This is a genomic window from Nitrospirillum bahiense (assembly GCF_007828025.1).
In the GTDB taxonomy this organism is placed as follows: Bacteria; Pseudomonadota; Alphaproteobacteria; order Azospirillales; family Azospirillaceae; genus Nitrospirillum; species Nitrospirillum amazonense.
This window is the reverse complement of sequence record NZ_VITO01000011.1, coordinates 173,968-199,437: the sequence shown is the minus strand read 5'-3', so window position 1 is coordinate 199,437 and position 25,470 is coordinate 173,968. Positions and strand designations below refer to the sequence as shown.

The following is a 25,470-nucleotide window of genomic DNA, read 5'->3' as shown; positions in this document are numbered from 1 at the left end:
CACGGGAGACGACACCATGTTCCACGATCAGCCCGACATCGCGCCGGCACCGGCCAAGGCCCTGTTCGCGGCGGCCGAGGCGGCGATGCGCGCCATCCCGCCCGCCTTTCCCTTGGACGCCACGGTGGCCGTCAATCCCTTCCTGGGCCAGACCGGGGAAGATTTGGCGCAGGCCGCCGCCCGGCTGGCCCGTGTCGCCGGGGTCCGCCTGACCCGCAGCCGCGCGGATTACGCCGCCATGATCGCCAAGGGGGAGATCACCGCCGGCGACCTGGCGGCGGCACTGGCCGCCTGCCCCCATCCGGGCAAGCCGGCCGACGGGACCGCCCTGACGGCACTGGCCCATCAGGACCAGCCCACGCCGCAGGCGTTGCCCACCATCGCGGATCTGGCGGCGCGCGCCACCGGCACCGACTGGCCCGCTATCATCCGCCGCTGCCTGGGGCTTTGGGCGGCGGGTCATTTCGACCGGGGACAGGCCCTGTGGACGCCGGCCCCGGGATCATCGGCCTTCGCCGCCTGGCGGGAATGGGCAACCCATGACCTGACGCCCGAGCTGGCCGGCCTGACGGGGTTCTGCCGTCATGTCGCCCAATGCCCGGATACCCCAGGCCGCGCCCTGCTGCGCGCCGCCGCCGCGCTGGATCTCACGGCCGACGCGGCGGAGACGGCCTTCCACCGGCTGCTGACCGACCTTGGGGGCTGGGCCCAGCATGCGCGCTGGCTGCAGTGGCAGGCCGAGCTGGCGGACGATGGCGACGGTACGCTGGCCGACCTTCTGGCCATCCGCCTGGTGTGGGAAGAGGCCCTGCTGGCCCATGTGCCGGCGGTGGCCCCGGCCTGGGCGGAGGTGCTGGCCGCCCACGCGCAGCCGGTGACGCCGGACGCCGACCTGGTGGCCGACACCATCCTGCAGCACGCGGCGGAAATGGCCTATCAGCGGGAGCTGGACACGGTGCTGCGGGGAGCTGATACGGCCACTCCCGGGGACCGGCCCTTATTGCAGGCCGCGTTCTGCATCGACGTGCGGTCGGAACCGTTCCGGCGGGCCTTGGAAAGCCAGGACACCGGCATCGGCACGCTGGGCTTCGCCGGCTTCTTCGGCCTGCCCGTGGACCACCGTCCGGCCGCGTCCGACCTGAGGGAGGCACGGCTGCCCGTCCTGTTGCCGCCCCGCCTGCACTCCAGCATCCCCCTGCCACCCGCCCAGGACCGGCAGCGGCGCATCGCCGCCCGCTCTGCCCGCGCGCTGGGACGGTTCCGCCAGGCGGCGGTATCCTCCTTCGCCTTCGTGGAATCGGCCGGGCCCCTATACGCTGTGAAGCTGTTGCGTGACGCCCTGGGGCTGGGCCGGGCACGGGCGACCGACACGGCGCCGGCCTTTACGCCCGCCCTGCCGGCGGATGTGAAGGCGGCGACTGCGGCACAGGTGCTGAAAGCCATGTCGCTGATCCAGGATCATGCGCGGCTGGTGCTGCTGATCGGCCATGGCGCGACGCTGCACAACAATCCGCACCACAGCGCCTATCACTGCGGCGCCTGCGGCGGTCATCCGGGCAACGTCTCCGCCCGCCTGCTGGCGGGCTTGCTGAACGATCCGGAGACGCGGGCGGGCCTGCCCGCCTATGGCATCGATCTGCCGGCCGACACCCTGTTCCTGGCCGGCCTGCATGACACGGTCACCGATCGCGTCACCCTTTATACCGATGGCGCCGGCCGGGATCATGAAGCGGACATCCGCCGCGCCCGCGACTGGCTGGACAGGGCGGGGCGCCAGGTGCGTCTGGAACGGGCGGCACGCCTTCCCGGCGCCAGTGCGGCATCGCTGTCGGCCCGCGCCCGCAACTGGGCCGAGATCCGGCCGGAATGGGGGCTGGCCGGGTGCGCCGCCTTCGTCGCCGCCCCGCGCGCCGTGACCGCCTCCGGCGACCTGAAGGGCCGGGCCTTCCTGCATTCCTACGACTGGCGGGAGGATTGTGATTTCGCCACCCTGGAATTGATCCTGACGGCGCCGGTGGTGGTGGCCAGCTGGATCAGCCTGCAATATTACGGATCGGCCGTGGCACCCACACTGTTCGGCGGCGGGGACAAGCTGATCCACAATGTCACCGCCGGCATCGGCGTGGTGGAGGGCAACGGCGGCATGCTGCGCACCGGCCTGCCCTGGCAAGCCGTCCACGACGGCGAGCGCCTGGTCCACACGCCCCTGCGCCTGTCGGTCCTGGTGGAGGCGCCCCGGCACGCGATCGCCGAGGTGCTGGCCCGCCACGAGCAGGTGCGGTCGCTGTTCGATAACGGCTGGCTGACCCTGTTCGCCCTGGAACGCGGGCGTATCACCGCGCGCTGGCATCGCGGCACCGGCTGGGACGAGGCCGCGCTGGCCCGCGCCGCATGAGGCGATCGTTCCGCCGCCCGCCTCACGCCAGGCGCAACACCATGGCACCCACGGCGATGAGGCAGGCGGCGGCCAGGCGGCGAGGGCCCACCCGCTCCTTCAGCACCAGGCCGGCAATGGCGGTGCCGAACAGGATGGAGCTTTCGCGCAGGGCGGCGATGACGGCGACGGGCGCCACGGTCATGGCCCACAGGGCCAGGCCGTAGGAGATCAGGGTGCCGGCGCCGCCCACCAGGCCCCGCGGCCACTGGCGGATAACATGCTGCAGGAATGTCCGGCGCCGGGCCAGCAACGCCCAAGCCACAAGCGGCAAACCGTTGAGCAGCACACCCCACAGCACATAGGACGCGGGCGCGCCCGACAGACGGACGCCATGGCCGTCAACCAGGGTGTAACCGGCGATGACCAGGGCGGTCAGCAGGGCCAGCCGGGTGCCGGTGGTGCCGCCCCCCGTCAGGCCCGGCCCGCCGCGCCGGCCCATCCACGCCATGCTGAGGATGCCGGCGCAGATCACACCAACCCCCAGCAGGGCATGAAGGGACAGCGCCTCATGCAGCCACAGCCCGCTGACCAGCGCCACCAGCAGCGGCGCCGTCCCCCGCATCAGGGGATAGGTCTGGCTCATGTCCGCGACGTGATAGGCGCGGGCAACCAGGGTCAGGTAGAGGATCTGCAGGACGCTGGACGTCACCAGATAGGGCCAGCTGGCCGCCGCCGGCAGGGGCAGGAAGGGCAGCGTCACGATGGCGATGAGGGCCGCGCCGCCCGCCACCAGGACGGCCGCCATCAGCTTGTCCCCCGCCCCCTTGACCAGGGCGTTCCAGCTGGCATGCAGCAGGGCCGCGAACAGGACGATGGCGAAGACGGCGATGGACATGGGATGGAGCGATCCTGCGACGGGAGCGTCCATTTCTACGGTTGGCGGCGGACCGCTGTCATCGACCGGTCATGAATGGCTGCCCGGCGTGGCATTATCGATGTCAGAATAGCGCCGGCCGGTCACCCCGGCGCAGGGCCTGAAGATCACGGGACTGCGCCCGTTCGCACAACCAGCCAAAGCCAAGTCCCAGCGCCGCCCACAGGGCGGCATGGATGCCCCAGGAGGCGATGCGAAAGCGCCACAGCAGCTGGGCCGGGAATGTCTCCGGCACCTCATTCACCTCGGGCAAGGCGTATCCCGCCACGATCATGACCGCCAGGAACAGGGCGCCGCCGGCGAAGCCGGCGTTCCAGGTACCCCAGCGGGCGGCCAACCGGCGGGCGGTGACCACGGCCGCCGCCATGGCGGTGACGGACAGGATCAGCAGGATGAAGAACAGGGCGGTGCGCTGCTGGATGGTGTCAGGATTGCCCACCGCCGGGGGATTGGCCGGATACTTGAAGGCTGGCACCAGAACCACGGCCAGGAAACCCAGCAGGGCCAGGACGGCGGCCAGGTCACGAGGCCCCAGGGTGCCCATGCGGCCCTGGGCGTAGGCATAGGTCAGAGCGAACAGCCCGCCCACGGCGGCGCCATAGACCAGCAAGCCGGTCAGCAGGCCCCAGCCGCCCTGCGTGCCGCGGCTGAACAGCTCCTCCTCCTCATCCGCCGCCTGGGCGTCATGATGATGATGGCTGTGCCCCGCCTCAACGGTGTCAGGGGTGGCGGCCGCGTCATGATGCCCATGCCCCCCCGTCGCCTGGGCCGCCTCGAAGGCGATGGCGCGTTCGACCGGCGGCTCGCCAATCAGCGTGGCCACGCCGAAGGCAAGCAAACCCGCCAGGATGCCGATGAGCATCCCGCGGGCGAGATAAATTCCAACCATGATGGCGAGGGTCCGCCCGCCTCAGTGGCAGGGGAAGCCCAGCAAATGGCGGGCGTCGTGCACGAACTCATGCACCTCACGGCCCTGGATCATGGAGGTGGCGCCCTGCTCCGCCCCCACGAAATAGACCATCAGCACCAGCAGCAGCCCGCCGAACACGGCCCAGGGCAGCAGTTCAGCGGCGGAGATCACCGGCAGGGCAACGGCGGGGGTGCCGGAATGGGTAGTGGCGTGGGCCATGAAAAAACGCTCCCTGGGATTACGCGTCCCGTATGCGGTCTGTGTCATGCGCCGGGGGGTCTGGCTTCCGCACGCCCTGGAAAGGCTTCGGCGTTCGGTTACAGTGGCGCGACCGTGCCGGATTTGCACCGGCTTCCCCCATGCGCGGGCGATCCGTTGATGGTAGGGAGGGGCCGCACCGCATTCAAGGACTATCTCCATGACAGCCCCCAATGTCATTGGCCGCCTGACCCTGCTGGCCCACGCCCCCACCCGGGCCCAGCGTGACGCCCTCTTCCCACGCGCAGACGACGCGGCCGAGGAGGCAGGCCTGGCCCAGGCCGCCCTGCTGGCGGAGGTACGTGCCCTGCGCAAGGTGGATCGCCTTTGGACGGCGCCTGAAACCCGCGCGCGGCAGACGGCGGACGCGCTGGCCGGCGCCCTGGGTGTGGAGGCGCATGAGGACACGGGCCTCGCCGACCTGGACGTGGGCGCCTGGCAGGGCCGCAGCCTGGCCGACCTGTCGGCCCATGAGGCGGACGCGGTGGGCGCCTGGCTGGGCGATCCGGAGGCCCGCCCCCATGGGGCTGAGTCGCTGGCGCAGCTGCGGGCGCGGGTGGCGCTGTGGCTGGAGCATGGGACGGCGGAGGGACACACCCTGGCCGTCACCCACCCGGCCGTGATCCGCATGGCGGTGGCAATCGTGCTGGAGGCGCCGCCGCGAGCCTTCTGGCGGCTGGACATCGTGCCGCTGTCGCTGACCGATCTGCGCTGGCACCGGCGCTGGGCCGTGCGCGCCACGGGAGTGGACGCGCTGACCCTGCCCCGGCCTTTACGCGACCCGGCATGAAAGCTTGGCGGCGTCATCGGCTGGAGTTGGCTGCAGTTCCGGACCTTCCCCCTGCCGAGATGGAGATCCGGGCAGCCCGATCCTTCGTGTTGTTCACTCACGCTCGACAGACGGAATCACAGTTCGGGGTGCTTCCGCCTTCGCCTGGCGAAGGCCCCAGCTGATTGGCGGACCGGACGTCCGGCGACGACTGGGCCCGGATGATGATTTCCTGAAGTGTATGCACCCCCAACTTTTCACCCGCGCGTTCCCGGTGCTTCTGGACAGTGCGTGGGCTGATATCAATAAGGCGGGCGATTTCCTTGCTGGTCAGGCCGGCCGCGACGTAGCGCACCACCTCCGCCTCGCGCGGCCCCAGGACATCCCAAGCCAACGCTGGCGGCGGTAGTTGCGGCGCGGTGACATCCCGGGCGTAGGCGATCAGTTGCGCGGTCGAGGTCAGCCCCGCCTTGCGCATGATGTTGGAGCGGTGCTTGCGGATGGTCAGTTCCGAGGCGCCCAGCGTGGCGGCGATCTGCGAACTGGTCAGGCCTTGCCCGGTCAGGTCCAGGACTTGGCGCTCTCGGGTGGTATAACGATTCATGATGTGCTGGCCCATCGGTGGGTTGTCGTCGCCGTGACGCCCCCGCGCCAACGGCCCAACCACCTTGCCAGCGACCGGAAGAATTCTTCCTTCTGTTATCTTGCCGGATGATAACCTATTGAATAACAATAGGAATGTTTTTAACGAGCGATGCGCTTGGCCGGAAGGGAAATGGCCCGGACCTTAAGCAGGACCGGGCCGGACTTCATCTGGCTTATGGCTTTATGGGCTAGGAAGGACAGAACTCGCCGCCGGTATTGGTAAATTCTGGATCGGATGAGATCAGTTGGCCGGTGCCGACACCGTTGACGACCGCCTCAGCGTTCAAAAGAATCTCACCGACCGTGGCGTAATTCTGGTTCGCCTGATTGTCAGTCACGGTAACGCAGCTATCCGTATAGTCCGCCGCCAAGTCCGTATAACCCTCGAATTGGGTAATGTCAGGGGACCTGAACACAAACCTGGACTGTGTAGCATCATCCAAAGTGAATTTGATATACCCGACATCAGGAGGAACCCGTATTGAGAAACTTGAAGATGATAGTCCGTTATAATACCAAATATACTTACCACCCTTTTTTGGGTTACTTTCAATTCTAATTGATATTTCGATCTGTCCAGAGGGAATCTCTTTCTCTGACATCTTATATCACTCCTTCTGCTTGATTGAAGTTTTTAGATAGTCCACTTCCCGATATCCCATTTGATCCAGGATCCGGGCACCAGCATCCGCCGCACCCTGGTCTCCGCCACACCGATTGGCGCGGACCCAAGGGTCGAGAACACGAAAGTCATTGCTTGAAGGGGCGATGGCGCGCAGAACGCCAACCGCATCCTGGCAGGCCTGCTTCGCGGCCTCATCGGCGCCGCGCTTCAAATCGATCTCCGCTTCGGCAAGCAATGTGCTGGACAGGAGGATAGATCGGAGCCTGTCCTTCCGGTCACGATCCACTGATACGCGGGCGATTCCCGCCGCTTCATCGATTTTCAGTCGTGCCGCGTCCAATCCCCCCCCGGCGGCCAAGGCGATACCGTGGAGGAGCAGAGCCTGAGCTTTCTGACGCTGGAGCAAATCATCCGTGGGATTGGTCCCCAGCATCTGCTCAACCTCAGCCTCAATATTGAGTATATCCGGCAGTAGGATCAGGGCCTTCCCAAGGGCCAGTTCCGCGCGCACGCTCAGCAAGCGGATTTCCAACCGGGTGACCCGCCACCGTTGATTCTCCGGTTCCTTGCGCAGGCTGTCTTCGATCTGTTCCATCGCTTGATTCAAGCCGACGAGAGCAGGTTCCGTTTTGCCTTGGGCCACAAGAAGGGCGCTTTTCAGTCGATTAGCCACCGCCAGGCGGAACGACCAGACCGGAGCGTTCGGTTCCCGGCGCCTCACTTCGTCCAACACCTCGCGCTGCTGGTCGTAAAGATCAGCCGCAGCCTCCAGCATTCCCCGCTCAGCCTGAGCATTCGCGAGCAGAGAAATACTGTTCGCCAGTTCCACCCGGAGGGACATATTTTCCGGGTGGGCCAACAAAGCGCGCCGTTTCAATGCGATTGATTCATTAAGACTGGTTGCGGCCGCGTCACCATTTCCGTTTCGTATTTGCAGCCCACCCAGACAACTCAATGCATAGGAAAGCTCGATCCAGGCGTCCGGCTCATCAGGCTGCAGCTGCATTCGGCGCTGGGCAAAGTCGCGATATTGCAGCACCTGGCGCAACGCGTCCTCAAGCCGGCCTTGATCCAGCGCGATCTGGCCAAACCAGAAGGCGACTAGGCCTGAAGTCTTCAGCACGTCCGTATCTACCGTTCCGGCCACCAGATCGGCCTGCAGCAAGCTCTCCGCCTGGCCCAAGGCCTTCAGCGCCGCGTCGACGTTGCCGCGGGAGCGGTCTACGTCCGCCAGGGTTTGCAGCGCCTTGGCCTGGCGCAGGCGGGCGGCGCTGGGGATGCGGCCGGGGTCGTCGGTGGTGAGGTAGCCCAACGCCTTCTGCGCTACGCCATCCAGCAGGTCCAGCCGGCCCAGCGGCCGCAGCTTGTCGGCCAGTTCGTCCAGCATGTAGTCGGCCAGATCCTCCGCCTCCTGCAGGCGCAGCGCCGCCACCTTTTCCGCCCGGCCGGCGCGCAGGCCCAGGAAGGCGGCGACCAGGGCGATGGCGGCGAAGGCGGCCAGGGCGCCCAGGCGCAGACGCTCGGCCCGCTTGACGTGGCGGGCGGAGGCGGTGACCAGGGCGTTCACGTCGGGGCCCACAGGCACGATGCCCCCGCTCAGCAGGTCGCGCGCCTCCTCCAACGGCTTGCCCCGCCGCAACAGGCGGTCGGACCGCCGGCCTTCCGCCGCCCATTGCCGGGCCAGCCCTTCCAGCTGGCTGCGGACGCGCAGGGCCTGACGGTGCTCAGCAATCCATGACACGGCGCGGGGCCACTGCCGCAGCAGCGCCTCATGGGCGACGCCGAAGACGGCCTCACCGCCCGACACCCGGCTGACGAACAGGCGCTCGTCCACCAGGGCCTGCACCAGGGCGCGCTCGTCATCGGACCTCAGGTCTGACCAGCGGGCCAGCACGCCGCGCACGGCATCGTCAATGGCGCTGAGGGCGACGATGAGGGAAAAGATGCGGGGCAACGCCGCCTGGGCACCGGCCGACAGGCCCTCCAGCGTCGTTTCCGCCCGCCGTCCGATGGCCCCCTCGATGCCGCCCAAGTCGCGATACGCGGCCAGGGTCAGCTCGCGCGTCGGGCTGCGCAACAAGTAGAGTTGCTGCAGGGTGTATTGCAGCAGCGGCAGGGCATCGGGGCTGTGGGCCGCTGCCTCGCACAGCAGGTCATCCAGACGCTCACGGCCGTCCGTGTCCCCGCCGAAGCTGAGGCCGGCGATTTCCGCCGGCAGACGGATCATCTGGCCGATTTCCGCCCGGCTGGGCGGCGTCAGGTCGAAGTGCCCACCCGCCGCCTTGGCCTCCATCAACAGCGGTTCGCCCACCACCTCGGGATAGAAGTCGTTGCGGCAGGCGGCGATGACCATGACCTGGCCGCCACGGGACAGCCGGTCGAGCGCGGCCAGGAACTGCTGCCGCTGCAAGCCGCTGGCGAAGGCGCTGCTGAACAAGGCCTCCAGCCGATCAACAAATAGAACGAAGCGGCCATCGGCGGGCGCGACCCCATCTTGGGCGCTCTGCCCGTCTTCGATCAGGCTCTGGCCCAACTGCTCGGCGCTGCGGCCCGCGAACAGCGGCTCCCCATCGCCATCCAGGTCCAGCAAGGCGCCGCCCAATGCCGTCAATAGCGGCACCGCGCCGATGGCGCCCAGATCCAGGACGGTGGCATCCGCAACGTGGAGTGCCGCCCCCGCGCGCATCAGCGCCGGCAGCAAGCCGGCCTGGACCAAGGAGGTCTTGCCGCTGCCGCTGGCCCCGAGGATGAGCACGAAGACCCTGCCGCCTGGCAACTGGCTGGCGAGCACGTCGCGCAGCCGCACGATGGCCGCGTCGCGTCCGAAAAACACCGAGGCGTGACCCGCACCGAAGGGCGTCAGGCCGACATAGGGGGATTCCCGGGCCCAGGTTTCCGCCAGCGTATCGGACTCGCGGTGCGGCGCGAAAATGACCGGGGCAATGGTGCGATAGCCGCGCTTGCGCAGGTTTTCGATATAGCGGGGGGCGTTGACGCTGTCGCCCAGGGCCCTCCGCAGTTGGGCGACAGCCTTTTGCGCCTGGTTCTCACCGACGGCGACACCGTCCCAGCACAGGTGCAGCAAGTCTTCCGCGCTCAGTATTTTGCCGGCATTCAGGCATAAGGCCACCAGAACATCCAGGGCGCGGGGCTCGACCTGGACTTGCGTCCCCTCATCCTCGCGCCACAGCACGCAGGCTTGCGCATCCACTTGCCAGTCGCCGAATTGAAAGCGCCTCACCTTCACGGGCAGCCCCTCGCTGTCGTAAAAGACAGCTCCCCTTCTGGTTACATCAACTTTCCGAAGGGGCCTGCGGTCACACCCTCTACGGAACGGGCGTAAGTATAACCGCATATTACAACTCCAGCGACAAAACTATTCCAAAGGCGTAGCTCATTCGCGAATATCATCCGCTTTGCGCAGATTCCGGGAGCGGAGAGATCAGGACGCTACCCGCAGGCCCAGATCGGCACACCGAAGCAGGAGGGCGGTCGGTTCGACCTCCGCCTCGACAGCCACCGGCCGGGTGCCGGCGGCATAGTCGTCGCGGTACTGAATGGTCAGCGCCTGCAGGCGCATGCGCATGTCGGACTCGTAATTCGTCGCGGCATGGGTGGTGAGCGAAGCGCCGTGGGTGCGGCGCAGGTAGAGGAACTTCTCCAGGACCGTCGTGCGGAAGCCGGCGGCCTGCGCCCGGATCACAAACTCGGTATCGGCGCCGCAGGTCCAGGCACGGAAGGCGCCGAGGCTGTCCCAGATCTGCCGCCTGGCGACGAACTGGCCGTCCGTGCCTTTGCGCCGTTGCCCGTTCTGGGGGCGGTAGTCCGGCAGGGCGGGCACGATGGCGGTCGGCCGCAGTGTCTCGTCCGTGTACACGCTCCACGACATGCTGAGGTCCACGCCGCCCTCCAGCACCTCGATGTGTTCCGCCAGATAGTCGGCCAGCATCACGTCGTCAGCGTCGAAACGGGCGATGAGGTCGCCCTCGGCGTAGGGCATCAGGGTGTTGAAGGTGACGTAGGTGCCGCGATTACACGGCAGGTGCACGACCTGCAGGGCCGGGTACGGCGCCGTCCTGACATAGTCCAGCGTGTCGTCGCAGCCATCCACGCCCAGCAGCACCTGCAGGCGCCAGCCGGGGGGCAGCGCTTGCGCGAACACGGCGTCGAGGCAGTCGCCCAGCCAGGGGCGCGCGCGGAAGGCGGCGATCAGGACGGACACGGTCTTCATCGGGCGACCTCCATCAGGGTGGCGCGGCCGGCGGTCAACTCCCGCAGGCCGCGTCGCAGGAACGCGAACCACCCCGCCTTGGGCGGGTGCGGGGCGTAATAGGGCGTCAGGTTCAGGTCGATGATGGTGTGCCGGGTGCCGTCATGGATGACGTCCAGGCAGAAATAGTCGAAAGGATATTGGGCGACGAAGCCGGCGAGTTGCCGCCACAAATCCCGGGGAAAGCCGCCGTGGTCGCCGATCGCCGGGGTCAATTGCCGGCGATCGATGTAAACCCATGTGTCTTCCGGCCGCTCATCCTCTTTCTTGATCAGGTCCGGGCTGTGCGCCCGGATGCACACCAGCGCGTCGCCGCAGCCGTAGACGCGGTACAGGGTGTCGTCATGGGCGATGAAATTCTCGATGACCAGATCCGGGTTGTCCCACCAGCCGGGCTCCACTTCGTCGCGGCGCATCAGGCGATAGTCGTCCCAGCCGCGGATGGGGCAGTCGGCTGCGGCGGAAAACAGCGGCTGCAACTCGGCGGGCAGCGCCCGCTCCGCCTTGCCGCCATAGTTCAGGTCCGTCTTGATGAAGAGGAACTGGTCGTCCGGCCCTTGGCGGGCCGCGCGCGCGCTTCTGAGACCGGCGCGGTCCAGCATGCCGTGCAGCGTGCGCTTGCGCATGTCCGCCAGGCCGGCGTTGAGCACCCGGATGCCCCGCCGTGCCAGCTCCCGCTCAAAAGCGGGGCGTTGGCGCGGGAACAAGGCGGCGTGCGACAGGCAGTGGTGGAACAGCACCGTGTCGATGCCGGGGCCGCAGGCGGCTTCCAACACTGTCCAGTCGTCATCCCATTGCGCCGCGCAGTGCGCCCCCGCCAGATGGCTGATGAGATAGCCGCGCCATGAATTCCATTCGTATACAAGAAGATTGCCCAGCTTTTCCATGGAGTTGTCCCCTGGAGGTTCAGCGGCGCCGGTCGACAAGCGTCGCCGTCTTGGCGGTCGTGGGGTCGATATGAAGATCGGCAACGGTGACCGCACGCACGTAGGTCGTGTCGCCGCCCTCATCCTGTTTCATGTGCCGGCGCAGGCGCTCGGCGACGACGGGCAGAATCGCCGGGTCGTCGCAAACGACATGAAGTCCCAGCCGGTCGCAGCCGCCGGCGCCCAGATCCAGGACCACCTGCCAGGCGGCACAGCCCTCGGCCACGGCGGCGAAACCGCTATCGTCATGGGTAATCTCATAAAATCGGAAGGTGCGCGGCCGCCGGCCCCGAACCTCCAGCATGCGCTCACCGTCGCGGATCACGATGCGGCCGACATCCCCCTGGCTGTAGCGGAACAGGGGAAACCGCTCACGCCAGGTATTGGTCACCACGATCTCACCGAACCCGTCCGCATCCGGTGAGGCGATCTCCACCACGATGCGCGGCAGGATGCTGAACAGCCCAGGTGTGGCGGTGGCGTCGCAGACCGCCCAGATGCCGGTTTCCGCCGCACCGTACAGGGACCAGATCTGGCGGATGCCGAACGTGCGGCACAGACGCTCGCGCACGCTGTCACGCATCAGCTCGCCCGCATACAGCAGTTGCGGAATTTGGGGCAAAGGCTGGCCGGACTCCTCGCACCAGTTGGCGAACAGTGTCAGGACGGACGGCGTACCCGCCAGATGGGTCGGCTGGAACAGCGCCGCCGCCGCCCGCATGTCGCTGTACGGGGACTGCGCGCTCATGGGCAGGGTGGTGGCGTAGCACCGCTCCAGCAGGTCATCCACGATGGCCGCCGTACGATAGAGGCCGGTGTAGGCGAAGAGGTTCAGCACCACCGAACGGGGCGCGAACACGCCCCGGGCCAGCAAGTGCCCGGCCAGCGCCTGCCGCTGGGCGTGGTTTTCCGCGATATCGACGGGGAAGATCAGGGGGCCTCCACCGGCGCTGCCGCCGGAGCGCACAAGGTAGATCCCTCGGTCCTCGCCAGCGGGGGAAAAGCCGTCCAGCGCTGCCAGCAAGTCGCTTTTCTGGCATACGGGCGCGTCACGCCAATGTCCGCCGTCCCGGTAGAGGTGGCGCCAGAAGGGATGACGGCGTGCCCTCTCGAAGGCCCGCGCCATCATGTCGTCCACGGCGCGGCTATCGCCGCCTACCGACCCGATCCAGCCGGAATCCGGGCTCATGCCGCCCTCCATAGCAAGGGCAGGTCGATGTCGAAGTGCGTCAGCAAAGCGCCATGGGCGCCGCAGAACGCATCACGCTGCGCCTGGTCCGGCAGGCTTTCCATGGCGAAGGTCAGCCAACGGCGCCCCAGCGTGCGGCACAGCCGGCGGTCGTCGGCGTCATCGCTGTGGCGGAAGCGCTCCAGGCTGGGCGGGATTTGCAACTGGCGCCAATCTTGGCACCGCCGGTGGGACAGGCTGTCCGGCAGGATCCGGTAACGGATCACCGGTTCAGCCAGCAGCCCCACCGGCACCGTGGCGCCACCACCTTTGACGATGCTCTTGGCGACCCGGTACCAGAAGTCGATGTTCTCGTTGACATGCCGGCCTTCCACGAAGCGCTCTTCGCCGATGGCGCCACGCCGCACGGCCACGTTGCTGGCCCGCCCCATGAAAAAGTCCAGATGGCTCGCACTGGCCGTCACGCGGGGCAGCCGATGCAACGCCCCTTCCAGCGGTACGACCTCGTCCCGCAAGGCGTCCATGTCCGGGAAATAATCGCCGTGGGAGGGGGCATCGAACCCCAGCACCAGCAGTTCCAGGGCGTGGCCTTGCATGCAGCGCAGGATTTCGCTGCAACAGTCATCGCGCCAACGGTCATCAGCGTCCAGGAACGCCAGCACTGTACCAGCCGCGCGCTCCAGACCGCGATTGCGCGCGGCGCTGGGACCGCCGTTGACAGGCAGGCGCAGCAATTCGGTGCGTGCAACGCCCCGCTGGGCCAGGCGACGCAGGCCGCTTTCCGCCCGCGCGGCGCCGTCGTCGGTCGAGGCGTCGTCCACCACGATCACTTCGTGGGGCAAATGCGTTTGGCGCGCCAGGGAGGCCAGGGCCTCTTCGATGTAATCTTCCTTGTTGTACAGCGGAATGACGACCGAGAGGCTCATGGCACCGCCTCGCACCGATAGAGCTTGCCGCGCTGCTGATGCAGGTTGATCACCGCGTCGTTCGAGCCACGGAACATACCGTTGCCGTAGCACACGGCGTCGCGGCACAGCAGCATGCCCACCATATGGATGGGATGGGCGAAATCCGGATCATTGAAGTCGAGTTGCTCCAGATAGGGCTGGAACATGAGGTGGGGCCAATCGCGCCTCACCCGGTCAGCCCAATCCGCCTCGCCGCAGGCGGAGCGCACCAACGCGCCGATGCCGCGCCCGCCGCTGCTTGGCTTGGCGATCCAATCTCCGTCTTCGCGCAGCAACCGTTCGGCTTCGGCTGGCGAGCGGGCGCAAACCGAGGCGATCAGGTGGGGGCGCAACCGTCCATAGAGATCCGCCGGCATCGCGTCACACATGATGGCCGCGTCGGACAAGACCGTCAGCACGCGCTTGTCATGCACCAGGATCACGGTGCGCACGTCGTTGAAGTAGGGGCCACGGGCGATAAGATGGGCCAGGACGTCGGGCGCCAGCATCGGCAACTCGTTCCGGTCCAGTTGCAGGATCAGATGATCCAGCCTGTGTCCCTGGGCGTGCAGCGCCCCCGCACGCACACTCACGTCCCCTGGCCGGACGGCGACGAAGCCGACGCCGGCATGACCCAGATGATCTGACAGGCAATCGATCTCGCCACTGGGCTCCTGGGCATGCACCAGCGCCACGGTGTTTCCCGCTTCATAGGGTGCGCACAGGTCGTCCCAAAAATCCGCCTGTCCCCGCGACCAGGCGCGGCTGACCATCCAGCCGTTCAGCGGATAGCGAGCGCCGATTTCACAGATGCGCGCCGTTCCGTCCCGGTCCAGGATGAAATCGGGCCGATACCAGCCCACGCGATAGGGCGTGGGCGCGGCCAGCCGCAGGATGTTTTCCAAATCGGACGGAAGGGAATAGATGGCCCGGATGCGGGCATCGAGAAAATACCGCCGCACCACGGCCCGCAAGGCCACGTCGAGCAGGCCGGCCAGCGTGCGCATCTGGTCCCGGTACGCCCCCGGAAGCGCGACCACGCGGTCGGAGCATACCTCTCCATGGCGCAATCCGCCAACCATGGGGAGCGGCGCCTTCACCCCAACGGCGCCGCTCGCCTCGACCAGGATAGGGCGCCGGCCGTCATTCATGGCCGGGAAACAGAGCCCGCAGGACGTCCGCCTTCCTTTTCAGGTACTGGCCCGCGATGCCGTGCAGATCATAGGCGTCCCAATCGACCTCGACCGCCCGCGCATAGTTGGTCAGAGTATTGACCGCGTGGAAGAAATGGTTCTTCTCGGTACCACCGCAATGCACGGTGATCCAACGCAACGGGCGGGCGGTGTCTTCTTCCGTGTAATGAAAGTGCTCAACCAGCCATTGCTTGAACAGGGGCAGGATGAACTCGACCTCACCATGCGTGTAGATCTCGTGCACCAACGTGGTCAGCAAGCCCAGCGCGATGTCGGGTTCGCGCAGGGACATGTGGTCCTTCCACGTCTTGAAATCGGCGGCGTTCCGGTCGATGTAGCGCGTCTGCAGCCAAGCGTCATCGCCGACGATGTCGGTTGCCATGATGTGGAACATCTTCGAATGGAGGATCTTGTGCGTCACCGCCAGGTCTTCATCGATGATGCGGTGCAGGGAAACCAGAGCCTGCAGCAGGGATTGCTGGTCCAGCACCGGTTCGCCGCGGTGCAGCTTCAAGGTCAGGCGGTTGCTGATGCCGGCCACGGTCATGGCGCTGTTGTTGGTCTGGCCCCAGCTGGCGAAGAACCGACGCAGGGTTTCGCCGTCATGCCGCCGCGCGGTCAGGTCGCGAAAGCCATTCTCGATGGCGGCGAACTCCGGCGCGTGGTTGGCGAAAGCCCTTAGCAGCGGTCCACGAAACGGCCCGTCAGGCATGGTTCGCAACACGGGCAAAATATGATCGCTTAATCTTTCCATGTGAGGATCCCCAAGAATAACTATGGTCGCGTCTCGGTTGGAGTTTTATTTTCAATCTTCAGATATTTATTGACGACAGCCGTCAACAATATGATCTGATGTTCTAATTTATTAACGTGTTTGCCATTGATACAATAAACCATGGGGTGATTTTATAAATGCTACTGAGTGCGTACTGTTGGCGCCATCTCAAACCGCCATTCTACTGGGTCAGGCGCCCTCCCCCGGTTGTGACCGGACGCCAAAAGGGAAGCGCCGGATAGAGCGCGCACGTCGTGCTGATGCCACCACCCTTCCCTCAAAGGGCGACGTAGAGGGTGACCATATCGGGCACGCCACAGGCCCGGGCCAGGGTGTGGCCCCACGCCACCACCGCCTCGTCGGCGAGGAACTCGGCCATCTCCACGGATGTGAGGGCAGGCGGGCGCACTTGGCTGTGTGGCGGCGGGCTTCAGAACATCAGCGGCAGGTACTGGGTGGCGACCCCGACCCCACCAGCCACGGACCGCCCGGATCCTCGTCCAGTCGGTTGTTGAGGGGGTGGCGTAGGGCCATCCCCCACCCGCGCCACCCATTCGGCGTTGGGCACCAGCGCGGCGGACATTAGGGGCCATAAACAATCAGCGAGGCGAAGGTATGGGCGGGGTTGGCTGAAACGCACTCCGACGTCTTAGCCGCTGAACCGCCCCCTCGCTGCTGACGAATGAATCATGTTATGTGGATGAACAGGGGCTCCAGGTTCACCGGAAACCTGACTTCTCGGTCACCCGCCTCGCTTCCGCTGCGGCCAGTTCCAATCCGTAGCCGTACCGACGAACGCCGCAGGCTTATCCCAGGCCATTCCCGCAGCATTTCTTGAACTTGCGGCCGGAACCGCAGGGGCAAGGGTCGTTCCTACCGACCTTGGGTGATGTTCGGGCGGCGGCTTGGAAAGGGGCTGGCTGGCGGCCGTTGCGGGCGCGCCAGAAGCGGGCGATCTCTTCGACGCAGGCGGGGATGAGGTCGGGCGCTTGGCTGGCAAGTTCCTCCTCGCCCTCGGCATCAAGACCGAGCGCGGATTGTCCCGTCTCATCGCCGCACAAGCCCAAGATGGGCAGCAGCAAATGGGCATGCCGCTTGGACTTTAACAGAGGCTCCCACGCGCGGGGGCGAATGCCGATGGCCAGCAGGAAGCCCTCCGCCCAGTCGGCGGCGATGAGCGTGCCGTCGGCCATGGTCCAGAAGATAGGGTCGATCAGGCCGTCCTCAACCTGGACCAGGATTTCGTTGTAGCGCTTCATGATGGTGCCCAGGATGGCCTGGGCCTGGGTGGAATCGGCGAAGATGGGCTCGCCGCCACCCCAAACCACCGGCATCCACTCACTGGGCATGATCAACTCGGGCCCGATGGCGATTCCCGTGAGGAAGCCGTCGAGGTCGGACAGCATCATGGCCTCGGGCGGCGCATCGTCGGAGGCAAGGAATGTATCCAAGGCCTCCAACCCGGCGTCCATGCCCGGTATGTCGTGCGGATTGCTCATGCCGCCAGTTTGGCCGAACGTGTCCTCTAATCCCAGGGCAGAAGCTCGGTCAGGCGAGATCGGCGGTGGACTGCGGCCGGATTGGGGGACGGCCTGATGGAGAGCGTTTTTTCCAGCCGATGAGCAGGGACATGGCGTACAGCGACCCATTTATTCAGGTTATCTGAACAGATTATCTTTACAGTTTACCTGTCTATCTGATAGATAGCACAACATGAATGCCACGCTGAATGATCCGGGGCCTATGCGTACATCGGTCCTGGCGCAAGACCTCCGCGCCCTGATGGGAAAGCTGAAGCGGCGCTTGCGCGATCAAGCGCATGTCGGGGACCTCACGCCCTCTCAGGTCTCGGTTCTGCTTCGCCTGGAGAAGGACGGCCCCGCCACGGCGTCAAGCCTTGCCCGCGCCGAAGGGATGCGGCCGCAATCGATGGCGCCGGTGCTAGGCGCGCTGGAAGCCGCTGGTCGCGTGAGCGGAGCGCCGGACCCGGCGGACGGAAGGCAGACCCTTTTCTCGCTCACGGATGCCTTTCGCAAGTCGGTCGAAGAGGGCCGCGCCGCGCGCCAGGATTGGCTGACGCGCACGCTCCAGGCGCGGCTTTCCCCGCAGGAGCAGGACGAGGTCGCAAGGGCTGTCGAACTACTGAAGCGGCTCGTTGACGACTGAAAGAGTTCCGCGGCCGACAGCTGCCAACTGCATCGGGACCTTCAAGAGGATATCTCCATGGCGCTGACAACGCTCGACCCGAACACCGCCCTGATCATCGTCGATCTTCAGAAGGGCATTGTCGGCCTCCCTCTCATCCACCCCATCGATGGCGTCATCGAACGGGCGCGGGCGCTGGCCGACGCCTTCCGCGAGCGCGGCCTGCCGGTCGTGCTCGTCAACGTCGCCGGCGGGGCGCCGGGCCGAACGGAGCAGCCGCGTCAAACAGGAAGCCGTCCGGACGGATGGACTGATCTCATCCCGGAGCTGAACCAGCAAGCGGCCGACATCGTCGCGACGAAGCGGAGCTGGGGCGCCTTCGCGACCACCGATCTCGACGCTCAATTGAAAGCGCGGGGCGTCACCCAGGTGGTGGTCGCGGGCGTGGCGACCGGAACCGGCGTCGAGGCGACGGCGCGTCAAGCCTACGAGGCGGGCTTCAACGTCACCCTCGCGCTCGACGCCATGACCGACATACGTCCCGAGGCGCACGAGTACAGCATCAAGAACATCTTCCCGCGGCTCGGCGAGACCGGCACCAGCCGGGAGATCATTGGTCTCCTGCCGGCAAGGGTCTCCTGAAATGCCGTGGCTTGCGCTCGCGTCCTATTTCTTCGGTGGCGCTTTCCTGGCGAACGCGATCCCCCACGCCGTCAGCGGCATGATGGGCAGGCCGTTTCAGAGCCCGTTCGCCAAGCCGTCCGGTCAAGGGCTCTCTTCATCGACCGTCAACGTGCTCTGGGGATTCTTCAACCTGGCCGTCGCCTATGTGCTGGTCTGTCGCGTGGGTGATTTCGGGTTGAAGGATACGACGGACGTCCTCGCCCTAGGAGCGGGCGCCTTCCTGATCGCGTTGTTTTCGGCACGGCATTTCGGCCGCTTCCATGGCGGAAATGGTTCGGCGGCGCCTTCGTCTCCAACGTCGGCACCTGGGTCCAGCGCATAGCCCAGGACTGGCTGGTCCTCACCCAACTTACCCATCACGATGCCTCGGCGGTCGGCTGGGTCATGGCGCTGCAGTTCGGACCGCAGCCCCTCCTGCTGCCATGGATGTTCTAGGCTCGAGGCAGCGATTTCCCACCGCCTCGCCTATCGCCGGTCGGCTGTCCCCAAGCCCGCCGCGAAGCAGCCATAGCGGCCATCCATGTAGACCAGCGGGTCGATGGGGGCGAGGTCGATCACCTCCTGCACCTCACCGATGAACAGGCCGTGGGTTCCGAACATCGTGTTCGCCACGCTGCGACAGAAGATGCTGGCCTGGGCGTCCGCCAGATAGGCGTGGCCCAGCGGGGACTGCCGCCAATCCCCCACGGAGAAGCGTGCCTCCCCCTTCTCCTTGCCGGCGCACAGGGCGGAGATCTCCGCCTGCCGTGCCGTCAGGATATTGATGCAGAAATCGGCCCCTTGGGACAGGGGCGCGAACAGGCTGGCGGACTTGTTGACGCAGATCAGCATGGAAGGCGGGTCCATGCTGAGCTCGCTGACCGCTGTCGCCGTCATGGCGTGGCGTTGGCCGCCGTGGCGGCAGGTGATGACGACAACGGCCTTGGCCAGGCTGCGCAGGCCCTTGCGCAGGGCCAGGGCGATGGTGGCGGCATCCGCCGCGATGATGTCAGTAGGCATCGATTTCCCTCAACGCGGCCGCCGCCTCGCGCCAGCTGTCCGCCCCGGCAGGCAGACCTGCATAGAGCGTGGCGTGCAGGAGGATCTCGCGGATTTCCTCCTTGGTGACACCGTTGGCGATGGCGCCCTTCACGTGGTTGCGCAGCTGGGCCGGCCGGCTCTGCCCTACCAGGGTGGCGATGGTCAGCATGCTGCGGATTTTCAGCGGCAGACCGGGGCGGCTCCACACCTCGCCAAAGCAGATGCGGGTGACCATGTCCTGCAGGGGCAGGGTGAAGTCATCCGCCTCAACCAGGCTTTTCATCCCCTCAGCGCCGAATATCTGTTCGCGCAGGTCGCGGCCACACTGGGCCGCGTCGGTATCCCATGATGAGCTCATGGCGTCTGCTCCCTGTCAGCCGGCCAAAGGTAGGGCCGCACCGCCTGAGCCGCGGCGGCCATTTCGCGCGCCGCGGCCGGCGACATGCCCAACGCGCGCAAAAATCCATGGATCATGTGGCGGGCCGTCAGAACCCGCACCTCGACACCGGCGACCGCCAGGCGGTCTGCATACTCGTCCCCCTCCCCGCGCAGCGGGTCGTACTCGGCGGCGATCAGCACCGCCGGCGGCAGACGGCTCAAAACCGGAACCGATAGGGGCGGCGCATGAAACGGCTCGGCCTCCTGCGACAGACGGTAGAGCCGCACGAAATCCTCCACCCGCTGCACACTGAGAAGCGGATCGCGCCCCCACCCGTAGGACGGCCGCCCCGGTGTCAGGGCATAAGCGCCGTACATCAGCAACTGGCAGACGGGTTGAACAGGCCCACCGGCATCGCGCGCCATGACGGCAGTCATGGTGGCCAGCAGGGCGCCGACACTGTCGCCGGCGACGGCGATGCGCCGCACATCGACGCCCAACTGGGCGGCGTGCGCGACGAACCACTCATAGGCGGCGAAGCAATCCTCCTGTGCCGCCCGGTAGGAATTCTCCGGCAGGCGCCGGTACTGCACGCTGACGACGACGGCCCCTGTCTCCTCCGCCAGCCCTTGCGCCACCCCATCGAAGCTTTCGATGCTGCCGAAAGCAAAGCCCCCGCCGTGGAAATAGCAGATGCCGGGCCTCGGGCCCTCACCGCCGGGGTCAAGGATCGCTACCGCGATTTCGCGCCCGCGCGCCACGATGAAGCTGACATGCCGCCGCAGGCCGGCCGGCCAGGGCCGGCTGAATGCCACAGCGTTCATGTCGGCGGCCAACCGGGCACCGGCCAGCGTTCCCCCCGCCGCCTGCCCCGCGCGGAAGGCCGCCACATAGGCGTCCATGCCGTCCGCGAGAGGCGTGTCCGAGGTCACGCGAAGGCCTCATAGCGGACATCGGGCGTATCCACCGACATTTCGGCCAGGCGGGGCATGACCTCCTGCGCGAACAGGGTCAGGTTTTCCACCGTCTCGGCATGGCCCAGCGTGCCGGCCTGCCCCATCATCAGCAGGTTCCCAAACCCGCCGACCTCGGCATGAAAGCGGCCGATCTGCTCGAAGACCTCATCGGGCGTGCCCACGAACATCAGGCCCGCATCGATGTACTGCTCAATCGTGGGGTTGGAGGGCAACGGGCTGCCGTCGCGCAAGCGCGGGCGCACGGCATTCGGCCCCGCCTTCAGAAGGCGGACATTGTCCTTCACCGAGGCGAAGCCCGCTGGGTTGCGGAACTGCGGATCCAGCCGGGCGGCGGTGGTGAAATAGGCCTTCATCTGTTCCGCGCGCTGGAAGGCGGTTTCGCGGTCCGTGGCCACGGACACCAGGCCCAGATAGCCCAGGCGATCGTCCGATGCCGGCCGGCCGTGCGTCTCCTGGTAAGTCTTGCGATAGCTGGCGAAGACCGACCGGGCCACGGCGCCGGACAGGAAGGTGGCGCAGACATAGCCCAGTTTCGCCTGCTGCGCCGCGCTGCCGGCGCTGGACGCCGTCATCCAGATGGGCGGCGTCGGCTGCTGGATGGGACGCGGCCACAGGCTGACGGCGCGATAGTTGAAGAATTCACCATCCCAGGAGAAGTTGTCGCCGGTATTGGACAGGGCCTCCAGGATCAGGTCATGCGCCTCCCAATACCGGTCCATGAAGCGCACGGGCTGCCGGTTCGACATGAACACCTCGTAGGCCGCGCCCTTGACCAGGCCCACTTCCAGGCGGCCATTGGAAATCACGTCCGCCATGGCGATCTCTTCCGCCACGCGCACCGGGTTGGCGCGGTTGCCGATGGGAATGCCCAGGGCCAGCAATCGTGCGCGCTTGGTTTGGCGCGCCAGGATGGCCAGCGTCGTCATGCACGAGGTCGACATGCAGGTTGCCGCCGCGTGATGCTCGTTGATCATGATGTTGTAGCCCAGCTCATCCGCCAGGACGTACTCATCCAGGTAGCGATTGATCAGCCGCCCCGCCTCGGACGGGTCGCAATGATGCTGCGGCAGGGTGACCCGCATGGGCCCCGGAACGTCGAAGGCCGGGTGGTAAGCTTGCTCGCTGAATTGCCAGACTTTCATGGATAGGCCTCCTCAGGCCGCCGCCGCGACGGCGCGCAGGGCGAAAGTGTTGATGCTGCGGGCGGCCGCCTCGGCGCTGTCGACATAGATGCGGTGACCACAGTTCGGGATCGCCTCGAACACCGCCTGGGGGATCAGGGCGGCGTAGTCGCGCCCATAATCCAGGGGGGCGATGGCGTCATCCTCCCCCCACAGCAACAGCGTGGGGGTGGCGACGCGGTGCAGCCGGTGGCGCAGCTTCGGATTGCACATATAGGGGGACCAGCCGTACAGCATGGTCGCCTCGGCATTGCGCACCCTGCGCTCCAGCACGTCTTCCGGCAGGGCGGCCAGGTCCAGCTTCTGCACCGGCGTCACCTGCGACTTGCGCTCCACGGTGCCGCCGTCGCACATGAAGATGTCTACGACCCGACGGTCCTTGCGGTGGGCCGTCTCGATGCCGAAGGGCGCCCCCAGCACCGCCAGAGCCAGGCGCCCGCTGTTCTTCACCAGCATCTCGGCGGCGATCCAGCCCCCGAAGGAAAAGCCGGCGACCAGCACGTCGCGCAGGTCCAACTGGTCCAGCAGATCCAGGTAGAAATAGGCGATGTCGTCGACTGTCGAGAAGGACCGCGGCAGGTCCGACCCGCCGAAGCCGGGATGCGACGGGGCGTAAACTTTGTGCGTCGCGGCAAGCAGATCGACCAGCGGCGCCATAGCCTCGATACCATCCATACCGTGCAGCAGCAAAAGCGGCCGGCCTTCGCCCTTGACCAAGAGTTCCAGACGCACATCGCCCACTTGCAGGAAATGTGGCCCGGACAGAGAGTCAGCGTTCGTCGCTTCGCTATTCATCCGCCACGACCTTTCTTGAACGCATTTGCGCGTAATTGATGATGCTTTACTTCTGCTTATGGGGGCAGAATCGTCCAATTCTTTGTGCTTGCGGAATTGATGCCGTCACGGTATCAATTGGCCATGGAACTAAGACATCTGCGGTATTTTCAAGCAGTTGCCCGCGAGGAGCACTTCGGTCGCGCCGCGCAAACCATCCGCGTGGCCCAGCCGGCGCTGACGCGCCAGGTGCGGGACCTGGAGGATGAACTGGGCGTCCAGCTGTTCGAGCGGCTGCCACGTGGCGTCCGCCTTTCCCCTGCCGGCCGGGCCTTCCTGGAAGACACCAACGCCCTGCTGGAAAAGCTGCAGCGCAGCGTCGCCCGGGCCAAAAGCTACGCCACCGGCCATGTCGGCACGGTGCAGATCGGCTTTAGCGAGATCGCCTCGCGCCATCCCGAGATCCCGGCCAAGCTGCTGCGCTTCCGGCTGGATGAGCCCAAGGTGGAATTGAACCTGCTACCCATGAGCTCGCGCAGCCAGATCGATGGCCTGCGCAACGGCACGGTGGATGCGGCCATCGTCTACGACATCCACTTCTCCGAAGAGGATCTGGGCGCGCTGGAGCATTGCGAGCTGGGCGTCAGCGACATCGTTATCGCCATCAACGAAGACCATCCCCTGGCCCAGCGTCCCATCCGGATGCGCGACCTGGCGGAAGAGCGCTTCCTGTTCCCGGCCCGCAAACCCCAGCCACGCTATTTCGACCGGCTGATGCAGGCCTGCCTGGCCAACGGCTTCTCCCCCAACATCGTCCAGGAAACCGCGACGGATTCCATCCTGCTGAGCCTGGTAGCCGTGGGCATGGGCGTGGGCTTCACCCAGCAGACGCGGCAGGTGCCACGCCAGGGTGTACTGCTGCGCGAGGTGGAGGATCTGGACGTCTCGTTCCGTTTGCACCTGGTGTGGCGGAAGTCCGATCCCTCGCCCGCCGTGCTGCGCTTCATCAGCGCGATGAAGTGAGGTTTAGGCGTGGCTGATCCTATATAAGCCGCAGCGCTGAAAGCTGCCGATACGCGGCGACCAATTCCCGCTTATCCATCACCCCCAGCTTGCAATAGGCCCGGCGGCGGTAGGTGATGACGCTACCCAGCGACAATCCGGACTGGACGCTGATCTCTTCCTGCGTCCGGCCCAGGATCAGGCCAGCCGCCACCTCCGCTTCGCGTGCGCTGAGGCGGACATCGGCGGCCATCAGGATGCCCGCCGTGTCCGACAGCGTGCCATCGCCGGGGGGGCGGGCCGACAGGTCGACATGGCGGGTCAGCGCCGCCATCAGCACCGGCGCGAACCGCTCCACGCACGCGACATCCCCTGGCCGCGACGCGCCGTCGGACACCGTTCGATAGCCGTTGGCCATGAGGGGGCGTGGGCCGGCGGACAGGATGCTCAGCCGCTCGGCGATGCCGCCGCGCTCATAGCAGGCATTGCGGTAAACGGGGTCGGCGATGTCAGCGGCCCTGGTCCGGATCACAACGACGCTGTCCCGCGGCGCGGCCACGACCAGGCGCGCGGCGCGGTCTTGGCGCCAATGATGGCGGGCGTAGGCCAGTGAAGCGGCGCGGGCGAAGTCGGGAACGCCCCGGCAATCCCCCGCCGCGAACAGGGCACGAGGCGGCTCCCGCCCGCCAAAGGAAAAGGCGGAGGATAGGCGCGCGCCGCAGAGCATGCCCAGCGCCACCAGGAACTGGGTGGAGAAGTCTGGCGTTCCCACCGCCCCCACCACACCCGCCAATGTCGTGATGTCGTCCGGCGCCTTCATGATCCTGTCCTCCCGCCGGGGGGACGAGGGCTTGGGCGCTCGGCGGTATGATGGGCGGTGCGGCCGCGTCCTGGGACTCGGCCAGACCATTCCCCGGAGCCTGCGCCATGCCGACACCACCCGCCATTAGGGGCCTGTATCATTTCGCCTATCCCTGCCGCGATGGAGAGGAGACCCGGCACTTCTACGAAGACATACTGGGTCTTCCGCTCGTCAATTGCATGCTGGCCGACCACGTGCCCAGCACGGGCGAGGAGAAGCCCTACGCCCACATGTTCTTCGCCATGACCGACGGATCCTACATCGCCTTTTTCGATCTGGGCGATGATGAGATGCCGGCCCCGTCACCCAACACCCCCGCCTGGGTCCAGCATTTCGCCATGGAAACCGGGTCGGTGGACGCGGTGTTGGCGATGCGCCAGCGGCTGATCGATCATGGCGTCGAGGTGCTGGGTCTGGTCGATCACCATTTCGTGAAGTCGATCTACTTCTTCGATCCCAACGGCCTGCGCCTGGAGGTCACCGCCCGTACGGAATCGCCGACCTACCTGGCCGACGCCGCCAGTTCCGCCCGCGCGGAACTGGACAGGTGGAGCCGGGAAAAGGCCGCCCGCCGGCAGGCCAAGGCTACCGGCTGACGTGAACGGGGGCGGCGACGGCCGCCCCTCAC

26 protein-coding genes and 1 riboswitch are annotated in these 25,470 nt (G+C 66.5%); of the genes, 7 read left to right on the top strand and 19 right to left on the bottom strand.

Going from position 1 to position 25,470, the window contains the following annotated elements; genetic code table 11:
• Positions 1-16: 16 nt before the first annotated feature.
• Complete coding sequence (locus FBZ88_RS17470) at positions 17-2,395, top strand: YbcC family protein (protein ID WP_145618485.1); 2,379 nt, start codon at positions 17-19, stop codon at positions 2,393-2,395.
• A gap of 22 nt (positions 2,396-2,417) precedes the next feature.
• Here FBZ88_RS17470 and FBZ88_RS17465 read toward each other — a convergent pair whose 3' ends face one another.
• The 3 genes from FBZ88_RS17465 to FBZ88_RS17455 all read right to left on the bottom strand — a co-directional run bounded on the left by FBZ88_RS17465 (position 2,418) and on the right by FBZ88_RS17455 (position 4,440).
• Complete coding sequence (locus tag FBZ88_RS17465) at positions 2,418-3,272, bottom strand: EamA family transporter (RefSeq protein WP_145618484.1); 855 nt, start codon at positions 3,270-3,272, stop codon at positions 2,418-2,420.
• A gap of 103 nt (positions 3,273-3,375) precedes the next feature.
• A complete protein-coding gene (locus tag FBZ88_RS17460) occupies positions 3,376-4,200 on the bottom strand; it encodes a CbtA family protein (RefSeq protein WP_145618483.1) in 825 nt (274 codons plus the stop codon).
• Positions 4,201-4,221: 21 nt separating this feature from the next.
• Positions 4,222-4,440: a CbtB domain-containing protein gene (locus FBZ88_RS17455; RefSeq protein WP_145618482.1), complete on the bottom strand. Its 219-nt coding sequence runs from the start codon at positions 4,438-4,440 to the stop codon at positions 4,222-4,224.
• 19 nt (positions 4,441-4,459) lie between these two features.
• A riboswitch (cobalamin riboswitch) is annotated at positions 4,460-4,638 on the bottom strand.
• A gap of 1 nt (position 4,639) precedes the next feature.
• Between FBZ88_RS17455 and FBZ88_RS17450 the strand changes: the two genes are divergently transcribed.
• Positions 4,640-5,269 carry a histidine phosphatase family protein gene (locus FBZ88_RS17450; protein ID WP_145618481.1) on the top strand — a complete coding sequence of 210 codons (630 nt, stop codon included), beginning with the start codon at positions 4,640-4,642 and terminating at the stop codon, positions 5,267-5,269.
• 97 nt (positions 5,270-5,366) lie between these two features.
• On the opposite strand, the gene FBZ88_RS30325 is transcribed toward FBZ88_RS17450, so the two are convergent.
• The 10 genes from FBZ88_RS30325 to FBZ88_RS17395 form a co-directional block, all read right to left on the bottom strand.
• Positions 5,367-5,867, bottom strand: a complete 501-nt coding sequence (locus FBZ88_RS30325; RefSeq protein WP_186464463.1) for a response regulator transcription factor — start codon at positions 5,865-5,867, stop codon at positions 5,367-5,369.
• Positions 5,868-6,081: 214 nt separating this feature from the next.
• Positions 6,082-6,495, bottom strand: coding sequence for a hypothetical protein (locus FBZ88_RS17440; RefSeq protein WP_145618480.1), 414 nt, complete (start codon positions 6,493-6,495; stop codon positions 6,082-6,084).
• Between the two features lie 6 nt (positions 6,496-6,501).
• Complete coding sequence (locus FBZ88_RS17435; RefSeq protein ID WP_186464462.1) at positions 6,502-9,759, bottom strand: nSTAND1 domain-containing NTPase; 3,258 nt, start codon at positions 9,757-9,759, stop codon at positions 6,502-6,504.
• 201 nt (positions 9,760-9,960) lie between these two features.
• A complete protein-coding gene (locus FBZ88_RS17430; RefSeq protein ID WP_145618478.1) occupies positions 9,961-10,749 on the bottom strand; it encodes a glycosyltransferase family 2 protein in 789 nt (262 codons plus the stop codon).
• Positions 10,746-11,675: a hypothetical protein gene (locus FBZ88_RS17425; protein ID WP_145618477.1), complete on the bottom strand. Its 930-nt coding sequence runs from the start codon at positions 11,673-11,675 to the stop codon at positions 10,746-10,748. The genes FBZ88_RS17430 and FBZ88_RS17425 overlap by 4 nt, the downstream gene beginning before the upstream one ends.
• 19 nt (positions 11,676-11,694) lie before the next feature.
• The gene (locus tag FBZ88_RS17420) at positions 11,695-12,903 is read right to left on the bottom strand and encodes a phenylacetate--CoA ligase family protein (RefSeq protein WP_186464461.1); all 1,209 of its coding nucleotides are present in this window, start codon (positions 12,901-12,903) and stop codon (positions 11,695-11,697) included.
• Positions 12,900-13,829, bottom strand: a complete 930-nt coding sequence (locus FBZ88_RS17415; protein ID WP_145618475.1) for a glycosyltransferase family 2 protein — start codon at positions 13,827-13,829, stop codon at positions 12,900-12,902. Before FBZ88_RS17415 ends, FBZ88_RS17420 begins: the two co-directional genes overlap by 4 nt.
• Complete coding sequence (locus FBZ88_RS17410; protein ID WP_211102707.1) at positions 13,826-14,890, bottom strand: hypothetical protein; 1,065 nt, start codon at positions 14,888-14,890, stop codon at positions 13,826-13,828. Before FBZ88_RS17410 ends, FBZ88_RS17415 begins: the two co-directional genes overlap by 4 nt.
• 103 nt (positions 14,891-14,993) lie before the next feature.
• Complete coding sequence (locus FBZ88_RS17405; RefSeq protein WP_145618473.1) at positions 14,994-15,755, bottom strand: hypothetical protein; 762 nt, start codon at positions 15,753-15,755, stop codon at positions 14,994-14,996.
• Positions 15,756-16,624: 869 nt separating this feature from the next.
• Positions 16,625-17,290: a UPF0149 family protein gene (locus tag FBZ88_RS17395; RefSeq protein ID WP_425465794.1), complete on the bottom strand. Its 666-nt coding sequence runs from the start codon at positions 17,288-17,290 to the stop codon at positions 16,625-16,627.
• 241 nt (positions 17,291-17,531) lie between these two features.
• On the opposite strand from FBZ88_RS17395, the gene FBZ88_RS17390 reads away from it, so the two are divergent.
• The 3 genes from FBZ88_RS17390 to FBZ88_RS17380 are packed head-to-tail and all read left to right on the top strand — an operon-like array spanning position 17,532 to position 18,969.
• The gene (locus FBZ88_RS17390) at positions 17,532-17,984 is read left to right on the top strand and encodes a MarR family winged helix-turn-helix transcriptional regulator (RefSeq protein WP_145618471.1); all 453 of its coding nucleotides are present in this window, start codon (positions 17,532-17,534) and stop codon (positions 17,982-17,984) included.
• A gap of 57 nt (positions 17,985-18,041) precedes the next feature.
• Positions 18,042-18,605: an isochorismatase family protein gene (locus tag FBZ88_RS17385; RefSeq protein WP_145618470.1), complete on the top strand. Its 564-nt coding sequence runs from the start codon at positions 18,042-18,044 to the stop codon at positions 18,603-18,605.
• Between the two features lies 1 nt (position 18,606).
• A complete protein-coding gene (locus tag FBZ88_RS17380) occupies positions 18,607-18,969 on the top strand; it encodes a hypothetical protein (protein ID WP_145618469.1) in 363 nt (120 codons plus the stop codon).
• A 143-nt stretch (positions 18,970-19,112) separates the two neighbouring features.
• Here the strand turns inward: FBZ88_RS17380 and FBZ88_RS17370 are convergent, their stop codons facing one another.
• The 5 genes from FBZ88_RS17370 to FBZ88_RS17350 are packed head-to-tail and all read right to left on the bottom strand — an operon-like array spanning position 19,113 to position 22,936.
• Entirely contained in the window at positions 19,113-19,646 is a 534-nt protein-coding gene (locus FBZ88_RS17370; protein WP_145618468.1) for a flavin reductase family protein, read from the bottom strand.
• Positions 19,636-20,025: a carboxymuconolactone decarboxylase family protein gene (locus FBZ88_RS17365; protein WP_145618467.1), complete on the bottom strand. Its 390-nt coding sequence runs from the start codon at positions 20,023-20,025 to the stop codon at positions 19,636-19,638. Before FBZ88_RS17365 ends, FBZ88_RS17370 begins: the two co-directional genes overlap by 11 nt.
• Positions 20,022-20,978: an alpha/beta hydrolase gene (locus tag FBZ88_RS17360; protein ID WP_145618466.1), complete on the bottom strand. Its 957-nt coding sequence runs from the start codon at positions 20,976-20,978 to the stop codon at positions 20,022-20,024. The genes FBZ88_RS17365 and FBZ88_RS17360 overlap by 4 nt, the downstream gene beginning before the upstream one ends.
• Positions 20,975-22,165: an LLM class flavin-dependent oxidoreductase gene (locus FBZ88_RS17355; protein WP_088875411.1), complete on the bottom strand. Its 1,191-nt coding sequence runs from the start codon at positions 22,163-22,165 to the stop codon at positions 20,975-20,977. Before FBZ88_RS17355 ends, FBZ88_RS17360 begins: the two co-directional genes overlap by 4 nt.
• A gap of 12 nt (positions 22,166-22,177) precedes the next feature.
• Complete coding sequence (locus tag FBZ88_RS17350; RefSeq protein WP_186464459.1) at positions 22,178-22,936, bottom strand: alpha/beta fold hydrolase; 759 nt, start codon at positions 22,934-22,936, stop codon at positions 22,178-22,180.
• A 186-nt stretch (positions 22,937-23,122) separates the two neighbouring features.
• Between FBZ88_RS17350 and FBZ88_RS17345 the strand changes: the two genes are divergently transcribed.
• Positions 23,123-24,001 (top strand): LysR family transcriptional regulator, encoded by an 879-nt coding sequence (locus FBZ88_RS17345; RefSeq protein WP_186291658.1) that lies wholly within the window; start codon positions 23,123-23,125, stop codon positions 23,999-24,001.
• A gap of 19 nt (positions 24,002-24,020) precedes the next feature.
• On the opposite strand, the gene FBZ88_RS17340 is transcribed toward FBZ88_RS17345, so the two are convergent.
• Entirely contained in the window at positions 24,021-24,800 is a 780-nt protein-coding gene (locus FBZ88_RS17340) for a helix-turn-helix transcriptional regulator (protein ID WP_186464458.1), read from the bottom strand.
• Positions 24,801-24,907: 107 nt separating this feature from the next.
• Here FBZ88_RS17340 and FBZ88_RS17335 point away from each other — a divergent pair, with 107 nt between their 5' ends.
• On the top strand, positions 24,908-25,438 hold the full coding sequence (locus tag FBZ88_RS17335; protein WP_145618462.1) for a VOC family protein: 531 nt from the start codon (positions 24,908-24,910) through the stop codon (positions 25,436-25,438).
• Positions 25,439-25,470 lie beyond the last annotated feature (32 nt).

Bases quoted from the DNA above. Each gene is read 5' to 3' on its own strand.
- FBZ88_RS17470 (WP_145618485.1), top strand. From the start codon at position 17: ATGTTCCACGATCAGCCCGACATCGCGCCGGCACCGGCCAAGGCCCTG.
- FBZ88_RS17465 (WP_145618484.1), bottom strand. From the start codon at position 3,272: ATGTCCATCGCCGTCTTCGCCATCGTCCTGTTCGCGGCCCTGCTGCAT.
- FBZ88_RS17460 (WP_145618483.1), bottom strand. From the start codon at position 4,200: ATGGTTGGAATTTATCTCGCCCGCGGGATGCTCATCGGCATCCTGGCG.
- FBZ88_RS17455 (WP_145618482.1), bottom strand. From the start codon at position 4,440: ATGGCCCACGCCACTACCCATTCCGGCACCCCCGCCGTTGCCCTGCCG.
- FBZ88_RS17450 (WP_145618481.1), top strand. From the start codon at position 4,640: ATGACAGCCCCCAATGTCATTGGCCGCCTGACCCTGCTGGCCCACGCC.
- FBZ88_RS30325 (WP_186464463.1), bottom strand. From the start codon at position 5,867: ATGGGCCAGCACATCATGAATCGTTATACCACCCGAGAGCGCCAAGTC.
- FBZ88_RS17440 (WP_145618480.1), bottom strand. From the start codon at position 6,495: ATGTCAGAGAAAGAGATTCCCTCTGGACAGATCGAAATATCAATTAGA.
- FBZ88_RS17430 (WP_145618478.1), bottom strand. From the start codon at position 10,749: ATGAAGACCGTGTCCGTCCTGATCGCCGCCTTCCGCGCGCGCCCCTGG.
- FBZ88_RS17425 (WP_145618477.1), bottom strand. From the start codon at position 11,675: ATGGAAAAGCTGGGCAATCTTCTTGTATACGAATGGAATTCATGGCGC.
- FBZ88_RS17420 (WP_186464461.1), bottom strand. From the start codon at position 12,903: ATGAGCCCGGATTCCGGCTGGATCGGGTCGGTAGGCGGCGATAGCCGC.
- FBZ88_RS17415 (WP_145618475.1), bottom strand. From the start codon at position 13,829: ATGAGCCTCTCGGTCGTCATTCCGCTGTACAACAAGGAAGATTACATC.
- FBZ88_RS17405 (WP_145618473.1), bottom strand. From the start codon at position 15,755: ATGCCTGACGGGCCGTTTCGTGGACCGCTGCTAAGGGCTTTCGCCAAC.
- FBZ88_RS17395 (WP_425465794.1), bottom strand. From the start codon at position 17,290: ATGGACGCCGGGTTGGAGGCCTTGGATACATTCCTTGCCTCCGACGAT.
- FBZ88_RS17390 (WP_145618471.1), top strand. From the start codon at position 17,532: ATGAATGCCACGCTGAATGATCCGGGGCCTATGCGTACATCGGTCCTG.
- FBZ88_RS17385 (WP_145618470.1), top strand. From the start codon at position 18,042: ATGGCGCTGACAACGCTCGACCCGAACACCGCCCTGATCATCGTCGAT.
- FBZ88_RS17380 (WP_145618469.1), top strand. From the start codon at position 18,607: ATGCCGTGGCTTGCGCTCGCGTCCTATTTCTTCGGTGGCGCTTTCCTG.
- FBZ88_RS17370 (WP_145618468.1), bottom strand. From the start codon at position 19,646: ATGCCTACTGACATCATCGCGGCGGATGCCGCCACCATCGCCCTGGCC.
- FBZ88_RS17365 (WP_145618467.1), bottom strand. From the start codon at position 20,025: ATGAGCTCATCATGGGATACCGACGCGGCCCAGTGTGGCCGCGACCTG.
- FBZ88_RS17355 (WP_088875411.1), bottom strand. From the start codon at position 22,165: ATGAAAGTCTGGCAATTCAGCGAGCAAGCTTACCACCCGGCCTTCGAC.
- FBZ88_RS17345 (WP_186291658.1), top strand. From the start codon at position 23,123: ATGGAACTAAGACATCTGCGGTATTTTCAAGCAGTTGCCCGCGAGGAG.
- FBZ88_RS17340 (WP_186464458.1), bottom strand. From the start codon at position 24,800: ATGAAGGCGCCGGACGACATCACGACATTGGCGGGTGTGGTGGGGGCG.
- FBZ88_RS17335 (WP_145618462.1), top strand. From the start codon at position 24,908: ATGCCGACACCACCCGCCATTAGGGGCCTGTATCATTTCGCCTATCCC.